This window comes from Thalassolituus sp. ST750PaO-4 (assembly GCF_020320405.1).
Classification (GTDB): Bacteria; Pseudomonadota; Gammaproteobacteria; order Pseudomonadales; family Oceanobacteraceae; genus Venatoribacter; species Venatoribacter alkanivorans.
Window position 1 is genome coordinate 565,852 of record NZ_JABVCB010000013.1, and the last position, 14,536, is coordinate 580,387.

A 14,536-nucleotide genomic window follows, 5' to 3' on the forward strand; every position below is an offset into this window, starting at 1 on the left:
GATGACAATAAAAAAGGACGGTGAGAAATGGCTCGTTGATCTTTACCCAGAGGGCCGAGGTAGTAAACGAGTACGGAAGAAATTCGACACCAGAGCGGAAGCTGCACGATTTGAGAAGTTTGTGCTCAGTGCTGTTCACCAGGGAAAGGACTGGAATACAAGTAAGCGAGATTCCCGGCATCTGAATGAGCTGATTGATATCTGGTACAAAGCGAAGGGCAGTTATCTGAAAGATGGGCCGCGCCGTCGAAAATGCTTGCTGGATATATCCGAGTGGCTGGGGAATCCGAAGGGAATTGATCTGAAAGCTATCAACTTTACGGCGTACCTGAGTTATAAAACCGAATCCGGTATCTCCGAAAAGACGATTAACAACCACCTGGGATATATGAATGCGGTGTACAACTATCTTTCCGACGTAGGTGAGATTGAGTACTCCAACCCCCTGGCCAAGATTAAGCCGATCAAGATAGATGAGCGTGAGCTTTCATGGCTCACAACCGAGCAGATCCGGCACCTCTTAAGCACCATCGAATCATTCAGCCAGAATCAGCACGTACTTCTTCTGACAAAGATATGCCTGGCAACAGGTGCGAGATGGAGTGAGGCTGAAGGGCTGAAGTTACGTCATGTCCGTGACGGAAAATTAAGCTTTCACGGAACCAAGAGTGGCAAGTCTCGAAGTGTTCCAGTGGCTGAAAACCTTTTTAATGAAATTCATGCTCACCTGGAGAAGTGCGGTGAGTTCAGCTTTTCACTGAGTGCGTTCAGACGGGCACTGGATGAATCAGGGATTGAGTTGCCAAAAGGGCAGGCTGCTCATGTATTGAGGCATACCTTTGCGAGCCATTTTATGATGAATGGTGGTAATATTCTTACTCTGCAACGGGCTTTGGGGCATTCGAGTGTAACGATTACTATGAGGTATGCCCACCTATCACCAGAACATCTGCAAGATGTTGTTCTAAAAGGCCCTCTTTCTTAATCATCTTTTCTTTTTGGGTACGCTATTTTTTATTGATATAGAGTTGGGTTTTTTTTCTTGATTTTTCTTTTCTGTTAATCCAATTGCAAGATTTAGATAAATTATAGAGTTTCTGACAAGCTTTAATAGTTGGACAGATTTTTTCTCCAAAGTAGAGCGATTTATTTCTAATGAATGGTTCTTCCTTTTTATTATATGTCTTTCTTGTTTGTCAGGGCTTTCATTGCTATTGGATGGGGCTGGGAAGCAAGAAGTGAATATGTCATCAATCACTTTTATTGATCTGTGTTCTATGTGGTTTCTGATCTCTACAATAGTTTCAGATTCCGGATCGAGCCACTTTGATGGGCTTTCCTCTTTTAGTCTTTGTACGTCTCGTAGATCTCTTAGTATGTTGAATAGCGCAGCTAAGAATATGTTCTCTGAATCTATTTTGTTATTTGTGTATTGGGATTCTTTTTTTTCTTTTATAAATATTTTTTTAAAATCGGCATCCTGGTCTTTTGATAAATCAAAGATGTCGTAATAACGGTGTAGTAGGTAAGCAATTTTATCCAATATGGAAAAGGCTATTCTGTATGATGACTTTAAATCTTCACTTGATTTGTCAAGGATTGAGCCATCTAGACAATCTGTTTGTTCTAAGTCTTGAAATGTAAATTTTAAAGGGTCTTCTAATTGGTAGATTGCTGAAAATAGTAGGTTTCTAGCATAAATGAAGCTGGTGATGATCTCATCGAAAGCGTAGTGATATATAAGTTCATCTGAAATATTCATTTTTACTGAATCGTCTATGCCTATTCTTACGCTTGGAAAAGGAATGAAGTCGTAAAAGAATTCAGGGCTATTGTTTAGGGAATTGAGGGGGTTTAAGAAGAGCTTGTTTGACCCGCACCATCTTTTGAAGTCAGCTTCGATGTCGCTGTGATAGTTCTCTTTATAGTCTTCTAGATCTATCTCTAAAGGAAGTAGTTCTTTTTCATACCATGTTTTGAAGTTGTGGATGATGGAGCCTTCAGAAATGGTTCCGGAATAGCTATCGTCATAATTGATGATGTTGTCGCATTTTAGAGCTGAATAGTAAGCCTCTTTGTAATATTTTAGAATGTGCTTCTGGTCAGGGAGAAAAGTGGAAGTATTTATTAGGTTTTTGGTTATACCTAGGATGGCTACAGGTTGTCCTTTACTATACTGCTCTTGTAATGCCTCAGTTCCTTCCAATAGCCTTCCCAAGGAAGAAATGTTATTCGCCGCATTTGTTTTAATGCACGATTCGAGTTGTAGGACGTCCTCTGTTCTCTCCAGCTTTGACAGTTCATGTAAGGCTTTTCTAAAACATACTAATGCCTTACCGGAGTTCTCTGAAAAATAGTCATTAGTATTGTTGTTGTATATGTAATCGAATGCGTTACCTAAAATGTAGTAAAAACTGGCTTTCGAGCTGATGCTGCCAAAAATCAAATTGTTGTCAACATAGGGGGTAACGATGGTTGCTAAGTTTTCCGGTGTACCATTCCGAATGCACTGATCGATTTTCGTTGATAGAGTTTGGATTTCATTGTCGTTGACGTGTTTATTAATGTTCATTTCACTCTATTCCCTTTGATGTGTAGTCAAAGTGTGGTCATTTTCAGAGTAAAAAACAATGGGAATAAAAAAACCCCAAGCAAATCAATTGCTTGGGGTCTTTTGTATGGTGGAGATGGCGGGATTTGAACCCGCGTCCGCCAATCCTCCACTAGAGGATCTACATGCTTAGCCGTCTCTATTGATTTAGTTCGTCACGGGCCGAGGGGCAGGCCGTTCAGAACGAGCTCGATTAAGTTTAACCTTTCAGCTCCGAGCGAAGCATCCGGGCGATCCTGTAAGACGTCGCCCTCGTCCCCCGGCTACAGGAACCCGAGTTCGGAGGTAAGCGGGCTTAAGCCGCTAGTGCGTAAGTTTCGTCGTTTGCGACTATAACTATGTATAACGTTTATTTACGAGATCGCTATACACTCTCGGCATGCACCCATAGCTTTGTAATCAACGTCGAATCCTAATCATCCCCGAATTCGTCGCCTGCTACTTGCTCAGGTCTTAGTGTCTTATATGAGGGCAGTCTGGTGTTTTTCAACCCCTGCCTGCCCGCAAACAAGATGAGTCAGCTTACCACAGTTGTCTGACATCTGTCAGCGTGTGGTGTGCTTCATGATCCGTTCTTTCTGCTTGGCCCAGTCGCGGTCTTTGGATGCATCGCGCTTATCATGGCTCTGCTTACCTTTGGCCAGAGCAATTTCTGCTTTGACGTTGGGGCCTTTCCAGTAAATCGCAGTGCAGACGCAGGTGTAACCTTTGGCCTGGATTTTTTGATTCAGGCGGTCGATTTCACGGCGGTGCATCAGCAGTTTACGCTCACGCCGCGGTTCGGTAACGATATGGGTAGACGCCTGCTTCAGCGGTGTGATCAGGGCGCCACTCAGCCAGGCTTCGCCTTTATGCATGACGATATAGGAATCGACCAGCTGACATTTACCTTCGCGCAGCGCTTTTACTTCCCAACCAGTCAGCACCAGTCCTACTTCCAGTTTGTCTTCCAGGAAGTAATCGTGACGGGCTTTTTTGTTGAGGGCGATCGTGCCGCCATTTGTTTTGGGTTTTTTCTTGGTACTCATGGCCGCGAGTATAACTGACGAAGTGTAGAAAAGGCAGTAGCTGTAGCGCTGCTTTGGGTTGAGGCGAGGGGGCAAATCCCGGACAATACGCCGAACTGAAGATTGGGTAAAAAGAACGATGAGCGCAGACAAACGCGGAATGCACGGTATTTGGGGTAGCCGCTGGACATTTATTCTGGCCGCCACCGGATCGGCTGTCGGGTTGGGGAATATCTGGAAGTTTCCATATATCACGGGTGAAAACGGCGGCGGCGCTTTTGTTCTGATGTATCTGGTCTGTATTCTGATTGCTGGTGTTCCGGTGATGATGGCCGAGGTATTGCTGGGCCGCAAAGGCCGGATGAGCCCTATTCATACCATGCAGGCGATGGCGCGCGAGAATAATGCCCCACGGCTGTTTTCCGGTATTGGCTGGATGGGTGCAGTATCCGGTTTCTTTATTCTGTCGTTTTACAGTGTCATTGCTGGCTGGACGCTCGCTTACGTCGGTAAGTTAGCTTCGGGTGAGTTTGCCGGAGCAACGGGGGAAGTGGCAAAGGCGTCTTTTGGTGGATTGTTGAGTGATCCGTGGATGCTGCTCGGATTGCATACCTTTTTTATGCTGATGACCGGTTTTGTTATTGCCCGTGGCGTTAAGCACGGGCTTGAAGACAGTGTTCGCCTGCTCATGCCTATGCTGTTCCTGATGCTGATTCTGCTGCTTGGCTACAGCATCACGACGCCGGGTTTTGTACAGGGCTGGGATTTTCTCTTTACCTTTGATTTCAGCAAACTGACGACCCACAGTGTTGTGGTTGCTCTGGGTCATGCATTTTTTACCCTGAGTCTGGGGATGGGCGCGATCATGGCATACGGCGCTTATATGCCGGCTCAGGCCTCGCTGGGTAAAACTATTCTGGCGGTAGCGTTTCTGGATACCCTGGTCGCCCTGGTTGCTGGTCTGATTATTTTTCCTATCGTATTTTCGCATGGACTGGAACCGGCATCTGGCCCTGGCCTGATATTCCAGACACTGCCTATCGCCTTTGGCGCATTACCGGGCGGGACGTTAATTGGCACTGTATTCTTTGTTCTGGTCGTCATTGCGGCCTGGAGTTCGGCGATTTCTATTGCTGAACCGGCGGTAGCCTGGGCAGTAGAGAATGGTTTCAGCCGCGCCAAGGCAACCTTTGGTGTTTGCTTCCTGGCCTGGTTGCTGGGGATTGGTTCGGTATTGTCATTCAATGATTGGGGTGATGAGCAGTTCTTCGTAACCGAAACCATCGCCACGACCGTGGCTGACGCGAGTACCGGCGAAGAAATCCAGAGCAGTGAATCGGTATTCCACCTGTACGCCAACACGACAGAGCTGAATGCTGAGCCACTGGCGGACGGGGCTGAGCGCAGCGTGAAGGGTAAGACGTTCTTCGACCTGCTCGACTTTATTACTGCCAACGTCATGATGCCGCTGGGTGGCGTCTTTATCGCCATCTTTGTCGGCTGGTTTATGTCGCGTGAGTCGGTGGCTGCCGAAGCCCGGGTAAAAAGCCCGCTGCTGTTTAATATCTGGCGATTTATGGTGCGTTATATTTCGCCGGTTGCGATCTTTATTATCTTTGTTGAAGGCCTTTCCTGAGACGGCGGAGAGTGAGTGCGAATGACCAGTATTACGCGCAGTGCGTTGGTGATGCATACCGCAGAGCAGATGTTTGATCTGGTAAATGATGTGCGCCGCTACCCTGAATTTCTTCAGGGTTGTCAGGCAACAGAAGTGTTGGCTGAAGGTGAGGATTTTATTGAAGCCCGGCTGACCATTGCCAAGGCGGGTGTTAATCAGAGCTTCAGTACCCGCAACACACTGCAACGTCCGGAACGAATGGAAATGCGGTTGGTGGATGGGCCATTTACGCACTTTCATGGCGTCTGGCATTTTTATCCGTTATCCGATGAAGCCTGCAAGGTGTCTTTAGATATGGATTTTGATGTCGGTAATAAACTGGCGGGTGTGGCCCTGGGGGCAGTTTTTAAACAGGTTGCCAATATGATGGTGGATGCCTTTGTTAAGCGAGCAAAAGAGATTTATGGCTGACATGATTCGTGTAGAAGTAGCGTACGCCTTGCCACATAAGCAAAAAATCCTCAGCGTTGAGGTTGAAGAAGGTACGAGCATGATTGATGCCGCTCGTCAGTCGGGAATTGAAGCTGAGTTCCCGGAGTTAGTATTGGCGGAGGCGAAGTTCGGTATCTTTGGCAAAGCATCGCGTGCACCGGAAACGGATGTCGTGCGGGATGGTGATCGTATAGAAATTTATCGTCCGTTGCTGATTGACCCCAAGCAGGCGCGGGCTAACCGGGCGGCCAAGGCACAGAAGTAAGCGCTTTACTCGCCACGCCAGAGAGTGCAGAAACAGAGCACAAAAAAGCCAGGCGATGCCTGGCTTTTTTGTGCTTAAGAGGGAGTATCTCAGATATCGGTTGGCACGGTGTTAACCGATTTTTCCTCTGTCGGCAGGGTTTTCAGCTGATCTTCTTCTTTGAAAGCCTGCTCTGGCAGAGTGCCGGTGTAATGGGTGTAGTTTCCCTGAGCATCGAAGTAAACGCTGATGGTGTAATTTTTGATAACCTTATCGCGCTGTTCAAGGGTATACAGATAGTCCCAGCGCTGTTGCTCAAAAGGATTGCGAACCACCGGATTGCCCATCACATAAGCCACCTGACGGGGATTCATGCCGGGTTTCAGTTGTTCCAGCATATCCGCAGTCACAATGTTGCCTTGCTGCACGTTCAGTTTGTAGACGCCAGGGAAGACACAGCCGGAAAGGGTTGCAAAACCGAGTAAAAGGGTCAGAATTGGGATTCGCATAATAATTGGTGTTGTCTCTGAGTGCGTTTGTAGTTGCATAGTTGTTGCGTTGTGACTTAGACCCGCGATAATACCCGATAATTCAAGTTGCTGTGAAATATTCGAGGAAAGCAATGTCCGATCAGAACGTGGAGTTGCGTAAAGCAGGCCTTAAAGTCACTTTGCCACGAGTGAAAATCCTGAGCATTCTGGAAACCAATATCGACGCACATATGAGTGCTGAAGATGTCTATAAATCTCTGATCGAAGCAGGCGAAGATGTTGGTCTGGCGACGGTTTACCGCGTACTGACCCAGTTTGAAAGTGCGGGTCTGGTAACACGCCATAATTTTGATGGCGGTCACTCGGTGTTTGAGCTGGCGCGTGGCGAGCATCACGATCATATGGTAAACGTTGATGACGGCACCGTGATTGAGTTTACCAATGCGCAGATTGAGCGCCTGCAGCATGAAATTGCCGAAGAACACGGCTTTGATCTGGTTGAGCACAGTCTGGTGCTGTACGTACGCAAGAAAAAATAATCCTGCGCGACAGACATAAAAAAAGCAGCCATTGGCTGCTTTTTTTATGTCTGTCGGTTACCGCTTCTGCGTATCAGTATCGCTGTGCTGGCACCGGTCTATCTGACCAGCGCCAGCATTTCTTGCGCATGAGCCAGGGTTTGTTTGGTGATATCGACGCCGCCCAGCATCCGCGCAATTTCCTCTGAGCGCTGTTTCTCACTCAGTTCACGCAGCTGGGTGTGGGTGGCGCTGTCACCACTGATTTTGCTTACCTGATAATGCTGATGTGCCTGAGCAGCGACCTGCGGCTGGTGGGTAACACAGAGCACCTGGCTGTCTTTGCCAAGCGTCCGTAGCAGGCGGCCAACGCGCTCAGCGGTTCCGCCACCGATGCCGACATCGACCTCATCAAAAATCAGACAAGGTGTTTCGCTGACGGCAGCGGTTACCACCTGAATGGCCAGGCTGATACGGGCCAGCTCACCGCCAGAGGCGACTTTGGCCAGTGGGCCGCCGGGCATGCCCGGGTTGGTCTGTACAAAAAAGCCGATCTGGTCGATGCCATGTTTGTTGCCGTGCTCGGTACTGCCGGCTTCAACCTGAGTGATAAAGCGGGCGCGACCCAGAGCAAGTGCTTCAAAGTGTGATTCAACTTCTCTGTCCATGCGCGCAGCGGCGGCCTGACGGGCACTGCTGAGCTGTTGTGCCAGTGTGCTGTATTCTGCCTGCAGTTCCTGTACCTGCTGTTCCAGTTCAGCCAGATCTTCGTCGCTGAGATTCAGGCCGGCGAGCGCTTCTTCCTGCTCCTGCCAGTAAGAGTGCAGTTGTTGTGGCTGAATCTGATGCTTGCGCGCCATGCTGTACAGGTCACTGAGGCGGCTTTCTACCTGTTGCAGCCGGTGCGGATTGATATCGACCAGCTCAAGGTAGTGCTGCAGCGAACGACCGGCTTCTTCCAGCTGGATTTGCGCCTGTTGCAGCAAATCCCGGGCTTCGTTCAGCAGCGGATGCTGGTCGTCGATATTATCGAGGCGGGTAATGGCCTGATAGGTCAGCTGGGTTGCAGCCAGCTCGCCGTTGTCGTCACCATAACAGGCAGCCATCGCATACTGGCCGTTAAGCAGCATACTTTCGGCATTGGCCAGACGTTTATGTTCGGCTTCCAGCTCGTCCAGCTCGGTCTCTCCCGGTGCCAGCTGGCGCAGCTCTTCAACCTGATAGGTCAGCAGCTGACGCTGGGCGGTTACTTCGGCACTTTCTTCCTGCAGCATGGCAAGGCGTTTGGCGTGTTGCTGCCACTCGGACCAGACCAGAGCTACCTCGGTTGCCTGCAGCTGCAGCCCGCCAAAGGCATCCAGCAGCTGGCGCGGGGTGTCTTTCTGCAGCAGGCGCTGATGGGCATGCTGGGAGTGAATTTCGATCAGATACTGACCGATGTCTTTCAGGTCGTTGGCGGATGCGGGGCGACCATTGATATAGCCGCGTGAACGGCCTTCGGCGGAAATAATACGGCGCAGGATTACCCAGTCATCATCGGCGGGAATATCCCGCTGTTGCAGCCATAACCGCGCCTGTTCGTTCAGTGTGAATGAGGCGGACACTTCGGCTTTTTCGGCATTGTTACGCACACAGCCGGCGTCGGCCCGCTCGCCGAGTGTTAGCCCGAGCGCATCAAGCAAAATCGATTTACCCGCACCGGTTTCGCCGGTAATCACCGACATACCGGGTTGCAGTTCAAGTTCCAGCTGATCGACTAACGCAAACTGATGAATGGACAGATGAGCCAGCATGGTCATGCTCCGTATCTGAATGGATATACAGTGTTTTTATATACAGTATAAGATTCTGTCAAGAGAATGTTGCAGCGCTGCCCTTGAATCTCATCCGTTCGTCCCCCATATAGCCGACAGTTTCGAAAATAGTGATCGAGGAAAGATAGATGTCGGAAGAGCAGAAGGTTCAAGAAGAACTCCAGGAACAACTGGACACTGAAACTCCGGTGGATGCGGCGGATGCCACTGCCACAGAATCTGCTGATGATCAGCTTGCCGGCGCACTGCAGGAAGTGGCTGAGCTGAAAGAACAGGTGTTGCGTGTTCAGGCGGAAATGCAGAACGTACGCCGTCGTGCTGAGCTGGATGTGGAAAAAGCCCATAAGTTTGGCGTTGAGAAGTTTGCCAACGAAATGCTGGCGACCGTCGATAATCTGGAACGCGCGCTGGCTGCGGCTGTTGCCGATGATGAAGCGACAAAAGCGATTCGCGAAGGCGTGGAAATGACCCTGAGCGGCCTGGTTGCCGGTCTGGAAAAATTCAAGGTGGAAAGTGTAGATCCGGTTGGTTCTGCGTTTAATCCGGAATTCCATCAGGCAATGGCCATGGTTGAGAATCCGGATGCCGCACCGAATACAGTTATTGCGGTGATGCAGAAAGGTTACACCCTGCAGGGACGCCTGTTGCGTCCGGCAATGGTGGTGGTGAGTAAAGGCGCACCACAAATCGACGAAAGCGCCTGATTTTATTGTTACCGGGGGCCTTGAAAGCCTGTTTCCCGGACTTATATAGAAAGCAACACAAATACAACGGTTAATAGTTCACGCAGCGTAAGCTGCCATGAATGGAGAATTGAAAAATGGGTAAGATTATCGGTATCGACCTGGGCACCACCAACTCCTGTGTGGCAATCCTGGATGGCGACAAAACCAAAGTGATTGAAAACGCTGAAGGCGATCGCACCACTCCTTCCGTCGTTGCTTATGCTGACGACGAAGTACTGGTTGGCCAGTCAGCCAAGCGTCAGGCCGTCACCAACCCGAACAACACCCTGTTTGCGGTTAAGCGTCTGATCGGTCGTCGTTTCAAAGACGACGTAGTACAGAAAGATATCTCCATGGTTCCTTACAAAATCATGGAAGCGGATAACGGTGATGCCTGGGTAGAAGTAAAAGGCGAAAGATATGCGCCACCACAAATCTCTGCTGAAATTCTGAAGAAAATGAAGAAAACCGCAGAAGATTATCTGGGCGAGAAAGTAACTGAAGCGGTTATTACCGTACCGGCTTACTTTAACGATTCCCAGCGTCAGGCAACCAAAGACGCCGGTAAAATCGCTGGTCTGGAAGTTAAGCGTATCATCAACGAGCCAACCGCTGCGGCTCTGGCTTATGGTATGGATAAAGAAGGCGGCGACCGCACCATCGCAGTATATGACCTGGGTGGTGGTACCTTCGATATTTCCATTATCGAAGTGGCTGACGTTGACGGTGAAAAACAGTTCGAAGTACTGGCAACCAACGGTGACACGTTCCTTGGTGGTGAAGACTTTGACCTGCGTCTGATCGAATATTTAGCGGCTGAATTCAAGAAAGAAAGCGGCATCGATCTGCACAACGATCCACTGGCTCTGCAGCGTCTGAAAGAAGCCGCAGAAAAAGCCAAGGTTGAGCTGTCTTCTTCTCAGCAGACTGACGTAAACCTGCCGTACATCACGGCCGATGCGACTGGTCCTAAGCACTTAAACGTGAAAGTGACCCGCGCCAAGCTGGAGTCTCTGGTTGAAGAGCTGGTAACCCGCTCGCTGGAGCCTTGCCGTATCGCACTGAAAGATGCCGGCCTGAGCTCTGGTGAAATTGACGAAGTAATTCTGGTGGGCGGTCAGACCCGTATGCCACTGGTGCAGAAGAGCGTTGCTGATTTCTTCGGTAAAGAACCACGTAAAGACGTGAACCCGGATGAAGCGGTGGCTGTTGGTGCTGCGATTCAGGGCGCGGTTCTGTCCGGTGATGTTAAAGACGTTCTGCTGCTCGACGTAACGCCGCTGACTCTGGGTATTGAAACCATGGGTGGCGTTGCGACTGCGGTTATTGAGAAAAACACCACGATTCCGACCAAGAAATCTCAGGTGTTCTCAACCGCCGATGACAACCAGACTGCGGTAACCATTCACGTGGTTCAGGGCGAGCGTAAGCAGGCTGCGCAGAATAAATCACTGGGTCGTTTTGACCTGGCCGATATTCCGCCAGCACCACGCGGTATGCCACAGATCGAAGTAACCTTTGATATCGACGCCAACGGTATTCTGAACGTGAGTGCGAAAGACAAGGCTACCGGTAAAGAGCAGTCGATCGTCATTAAGGCCTCTTCTGGTCTGAGCGATGAAGAGATCGAAAAAATGGTTGCTGATGCAGAAGCGAATGCGGATGCTGACCGTCAGTTCGAAGAACTGGTGCAGGCACGTAATACTGCCGATGGTCTGATTCACGCAACCAAGAAAACTCTGGAAGACGCGAAAGACAAGGTAACCGATGACGAGAAAACTGCCATCGAAAAAGCCATCGCCGATCTGGAAGCTGTGATCAAAGGCACCGATAAAGAAGAAATCGAAGCCAAGACACAGGCTCTGACTGAAGCGTCCAGCTCTCTGGCTCAGCGTCTGTATGCCGAGCAGGCTCAGGCCCAGCAGGGTGGTGCGGAAGCTCAGTCCGGTAATCAGGACGATGACGTTGTTGACGCCGAGTTCGAAGAAGTTAAAGACAAGTAATTAACGGCTGCATCAGTCGTTAAGCGGACGCGGCAGTTTTCTTTCGGAAGCTGTCGCGTTTTGCTTTGTTATCACACCTCAGAAACGCCTGTGCGCGTGCTGGGTTTGTTCCTGTCGCCAGCGTTAATCAGCTTGTGGCGGCAGACAAAAAAACAGGTGAAGTATGTCTAAGCGAGATTATTACGAGGTTCTGGGCGTCAGTAAGGACGTCGATGGACCAACACTGAAAAAAGCTTACCGTAAGCTGGCGATGAAATATCACCCGGACCGCAATCCGGACGATAAAGATGCGGATGCCAAATTTAAAGAAGCAACCGAAGCTTACGAAGTGCTGGGCGATGAGCAGAAGCGCCGTGCCTATGACCAGTACGGTCATGCCGGTGTGGATGGTCAGGCCGGCGGCGGCTTTGGCGGTGGCGGTGCTAACTTCAGCGATATTTTCGGTGATGTATTTGGCGATATTTTCGGCGGTGGTGGCCGTGGCCCGCGTGGTGGCCCGCAGCGTGGTTCTGACCTGCGTTACACCATGGAGCTGACACTGGAAGAAGCGGTGCGTGGTGTGGAGAAGAAAATCCGCATTCCAACCCTGACCGCCTGTACCACCTGTGACGGCAGTGGCGCCAAGCCAGGCACCAAACCAAAAACCTGTAATACCTGTCATGGTGCCGGTCAGGTGCGTATGCAGCAGGGCTTCTTCTCGGTGCAGCAGACCTGTCCGAGCTGTCGTGGTCAGGGTACGCAGATCGATGATCCCTGCACCAGCTGTCATGGCCGTGGCGTAAAAGAAGAAACCAAGACCCTGTCGGTGAAAATTCCTGCTGGTGTTGATACTGGCGACCGTATCCGTTTATCCGGTGAAGGTGAAGCGGGAGCCATGGGTGGGCCGGCCGGTGATCTGTATGTGCAGGTCAGTGTGCTGGAGCATAAGCTGTTCCATCGTGATGGCCGTAACCTGTATTGCGAAGTACCGATCAGTATCGTCGATGCGGCACTGGGTGCTGAACTGGAAGTACCAACGCTGGATGGCCGGGTAAAACTGAAAATCCCGGCAGAGACCCAGAGTGGCAAACAGTTCCGTCTGCGCGGTAAAGGTGTGCTGCCGGTGCGCGGTGGCCCGGCGGGTGATCTGCTCTGCCGTGTACAGGTCGAAACACCGGTCAGCCTCAATGCTGAGCAGAAAGATCTGCTGATGAAGTTCCAGGCTTCTCTGACCGGTGAGAAACACTCACCACAGAAGAAGAGCTGGTTTGAAGGCGTGAAGAAGTTCTTTGAAGAAATCTGAGCGGCTTTAAACCCTGCAGGCGTGGCCTTCGGGCTGCGCCTCGCATCTCCTGCCGAATCGCTATATCCTTAGCGCCATTCTGAAATTCTGTCTGGGTATTTTTACATGACACGCATTGCAATTACCGGTGCTGCCGGACGTATGGGGCGGGTGCTGATCGAAGCAGTCCGTAATGCTGACGACGCAGAACTTGGAGCAGCCATCGTTCTGGCTGATGATCCGCTGGCGGGTGTTGATGCCGGTGCTATTGCTGGTTTGGGCGTTACGCTTAATGTTGCTGCGGCAACTTCTGTTGAAGCCGTGCTGGATCAGTTTGATGTGCTGATCGACTTTACCGCACCAGCGGCCACCATGGCCAATATCGAACTGTGCCGTAAAGCCGGTAAAAGTATTGTGATTGGCACCACCGGTCTGAGTGACGAACAGAAAGCTGAGATGAAAGTTGCAGCAGCGGATATGAGCATTGTCTTTGCGCCAAATTATTCGGTTGGTGTGAATCTGTGTCTTAATCTGCTGCGTATGGCTGCTTCTGTTATGGGTGAAGACAGCGATATCGAAGTGGTGGAAATGCATCACCGTCACAAAGTCGATGCGCCATCCGGTACCGCATTGCGTATGGGCGAAGTCGTCGCAGAAACCCTCGGCTGGGATTTAAAAGAAGTCGCTGTGTATGGCCGTGAAGGTTACACCGGTGCCCGTCCGCAAAAGCAGATTGGTTTTGAAACCATCCGTGGCGGCGATGTGGTCGGTGATCATACCGTGATGTTTGCTACCGAAGGTGAGCGTGTGGAAGTGACGCACAAAGCACAAAGCCGTATGACCTTTGCCAAGGGCGCAGTACGCGCCGCTAAGTGGGTCAGCACTCAGCCAAATGGTCTGTACGATATGCAGGATGTATTGGGCTTCTGATACCTTTCTGAAAATAAAAAAGCCGCTCGATGAGCGGCTTTTTTATGACTGCGGGGCAGGCCTCAGGCTTTAACGCCCAGCATATGATCGAAACCTCGCTCGACCATTTTTTCCATGCCGCGCGGTTTGCCGTTCGGATCAAATACCATCGATACCAGCATCTGGGCATTACCAAGCGCCCAGCGGGCACGTTCTTTCGGCGCCAGCCCCTGCTCCAGGATACCTTTCTTGATGCCTTTGTCGATTTGCTTGGCAATCAGCTCCAGTAATTTATTCTGGAATTCCAGATACTGTGGCCAGATTTCATCACGTACCGAAGCGCTCCATTCCAGCCAGACTTTAATGTAATCCGGGTTTTCTTCGCAGGCATTCAGGAATGCTTTTACGTGTGAACGGATGGCTTCCAGAGGGTTGTCTTCTTCTGCGTAAACGGACTCGGCCAGATTGAGCAGAAAGTTTTCTACTTCTTCCAGAACGGCTTCAACCAGAGCTTCGCGGGTTTTAAAGTAATTAAATACCGTTGCTACGGATACTCCACCGATCTCGGCAATCTCTGTATGACCGCCCCGGCCGATTCCGCGGCGGGCAAATACTTCAACAGCATTGGTTAATAATAAGCGCTTACGCTCTTCCGGTTGCAGACGACGACGACCATCTACGGCTACAGGCATGGGGCAGACCTCTTCATTTTGGTTTTAATTGTTGTTGTCCTTATTTTTTGACTTATCAGTCAGATATTTAATTGTTTAAAAATATCTTTAACTGTTAATAAGCCAGGCAGTAGTTTTCCCTCTCAATAGATAACAATGAAATGACTCATTT

14 protein-coding genes and 1 other RNA gene are annotated in these 14,536 nt (G+C 50.1%); 9 read left to right on the top strand and 6 right to left on the bottom strand.

Going from position 1 to position 14,536, the window contains the following annotated elements; all coding sequences use genetic code 11:
• Nucleotide 1: 1 nt before the first annotated feature.
• Nucleotides 2-985 (top strand): phage integrase, encoded by a 984-nt coding sequence (locus HUF18_RS18065; RefSeq protein ID WP_225693260.1) that lies wholly within the window; start codon nucleotides 2-4, stop codon nucleotides 983-985.
• On the opposite strand, the gene HUF18_RS18070 is transcribed toward HUF18_RS18065, so the two are convergent.
• The 3 genes from HUF18_RS18070 to smpB all read right to left on the bottom strand — a co-directional run bounded on the left by HUF18_RS18070 (nucleotide 986) and on the right by smpB (nucleotide 3,639).
• Nucleotides 986-2,572, bottom strand: coding sequence for an LA2681 family HEPN domain-containing protein (locus HUF18_RS18070; RefSeq protein WP_225693261.1), 1,587 nt, complete (start codon nucleotides 2,570-2,572; stop codon nucleotides 986-988).
• Between the two features lie 107 nt (nucleotides 2,573-2,679).
• Nucleotides 2,680-3,035, bottom strand: a transfer-messenger RNA (tmRNA) gene (ssrA, locus tag HUF18_RS18075).
• 121 nt (nucleotides 3,036-3,156) lie between these two features.
• Nucleotides 3,157-3,639, bottom strand: a complete 483-nt coding sequence (gene smpB, locus HUF18_RS18080; protein ID WP_145466151.1) for an SsrA-binding protein SmpB — start codon at nucleotides 3,637-3,639, stop codon at nucleotides 3,157-3,159.
• Between the two features lie 139 nt (nucleotides 3,640-3,778).
• Here smpB and HUF18_RS18085 point away from each other — a divergent pair, with 139 nt between their 5' ends.
• The 3 genes from HUF18_RS18085 to HUF18_RS18095 are packed head-to-tail and all read left to right on the top strand — an operon-like array spanning nucleotide 3,779 to nucleotide 5,993.
• Nucleotides 3,779-5,254 (top strand): sodium-dependent transporter, encoded by a 1,476-nt coding sequence (locus tag HUF18_RS18085; RefSeq protein WP_225693262.1) that lies wholly within the window; start codon nucleotides 3,779-3,781, stop codon nucleotides 5,252-5,254.
• 21 nt (nucleotides 5,255-5,275) lie between these two features.
• Nucleotides 5,276-5,707, top strand: coding sequence for a type II toxin-antitoxin system RatA family toxin (locus HUF18_RS18090; RefSeq protein WP_145466146.1), 432 nt, complete (start codon nucleotides 5,276-5,278; stop codon nucleotides 5,705-5,707).
• The gene (locus tag HUF18_RS18095; protein ID WP_225693263.1) at nucleotides 5,700-5,993 is read left to right on the top strand and encodes an RnfH family protein; all 294 of its coding nucleotides are present in this window, start codon (nucleotides 5,700-5,702) and stop codon (nucleotides 5,991-5,993) included. Before HUF18_RS18090 ends, HUF18_RS18095 begins: the two co-directional genes overlap by 8 nt.
• Nucleotides 5,994-6,082: 89 nt before the next feature.
• Here the strand turns inward: HUF18_RS18095 and HUF18_RS18100 are convergent, their stop codons facing one another.
• Entirely contained in the window at nucleotides 6,083-6,481 is a 399-nt protein-coding gene (locus HUF18_RS18100; protein WP_225693265.1) for an outer membrane protein assembly factor BamE, read from the bottom strand.
• Between the two features lie 113 nt (nucleotides 6,482-6,594).
• Here HUF18_RS18100 and fur point away from each other — a divergent pair, with 113 nt between their 5' ends.
• Nucleotides 6,595-7,002, top strand: a complete 408-nt coding sequence (fur, locus tag HUF18_RS18105; protein WP_145466140.1) for a ferric iron uptake transcriptional regulator — start codon at nucleotides 6,595-6,597, stop codon at nucleotides 7,000-7,002.
• A 98-nt stretch (nucleotides 7,003-7,100) separates the two neighbouring features.
• Here the strand turns inward: fur and recN are convergent, their stop codons facing one another.
• On the bottom strand, nucleotides 7,101-8,774 hold the full coding sequence (recN, locus tag HUF18_RS18110; protein ID WP_225693267.1) for a DNA repair protein RecN: 1,674 nt from the start codon (nucleotides 8,772-8,774) through the stop codon (nucleotides 7,101-7,103).
• Between the two features lie 149 nt (nucleotides 8,775-8,923).
• Here recN and grpE point away from each other — a divergent pair, with 149 nt between their 5' ends.
• The 4 genes from grpE (at nucleotide 8,924) to dapB (ending at nucleotide 13,714) form a co-directional block, all read left to right on the top strand.
• Nucleotides 8,924-9,499 carry a nucleotide exchange factor GrpE gene (gene grpE, locus HUF18_RS18115; RefSeq protein WP_225693269.1) on the top strand — a complete coding sequence of 192 codons (576 nt, stop codon included), beginning with the start codon at nucleotides 8,924-8,926 and terminating at the stop codon, nucleotides 9,497-9,499.
• Nucleotides 9,500-9,615: 116 nt separating this feature from the next.
• On the top strand, nucleotides 9,616-11,523 hold the full coding sequence (gene dnaK / locus HUF18_RS18120; protein ID WP_145466134.1) for a molecular chaperone DnaK: 1,908 nt from the start codon (nucleotides 9,616-9,618) through the stop codon (nucleotides 11,521-11,523).
• A 163-nt stretch (nucleotides 11,524-11,686) separates the two neighbouring features.
• Nucleotides 11,687-12,805, top strand: coding sequence for a molecular chaperone DnaJ (gene dnaJ / locus HUF18_RS18125; RefSeq protein ID WP_225693271.1), 1,119 nt, complete (start codon nucleotides 11,687-11,689; stop codon nucleotides 12,803-12,805).
• A gap of 105 nt (nucleotides 12,806-12,910) precedes the next feature.
• Nucleotides 12,911-13,714 (top strand): 4-hydroxy-tetrahydrodipicolinate reductase, encoded by an 804-nt coding sequence (dapB, locus tag HUF18_RS18130; protein WP_145466130.1) that lies wholly within the window; start codon nucleotides 12,911-12,913, stop codon nucleotides 13,712-13,714.
• Between the two features lie 62 nt (nucleotides 13,715-13,776).
• Here dapB and HUF18_RS18135 read toward each other — a convergent pair whose 3' ends face one another.
• Nucleotides 13,777-14,385, bottom strand: coding sequence for a TetR/AcrR family transcriptional regulator (locus HUF18_RS18135; protein ID WP_145466128.1), 609 nt, complete (start codon nucleotides 14,383-14,385; stop codon nucleotides 13,777-13,779).
• Nucleotides 14,386-14,536 lie beyond the last annotated feature (151 nt).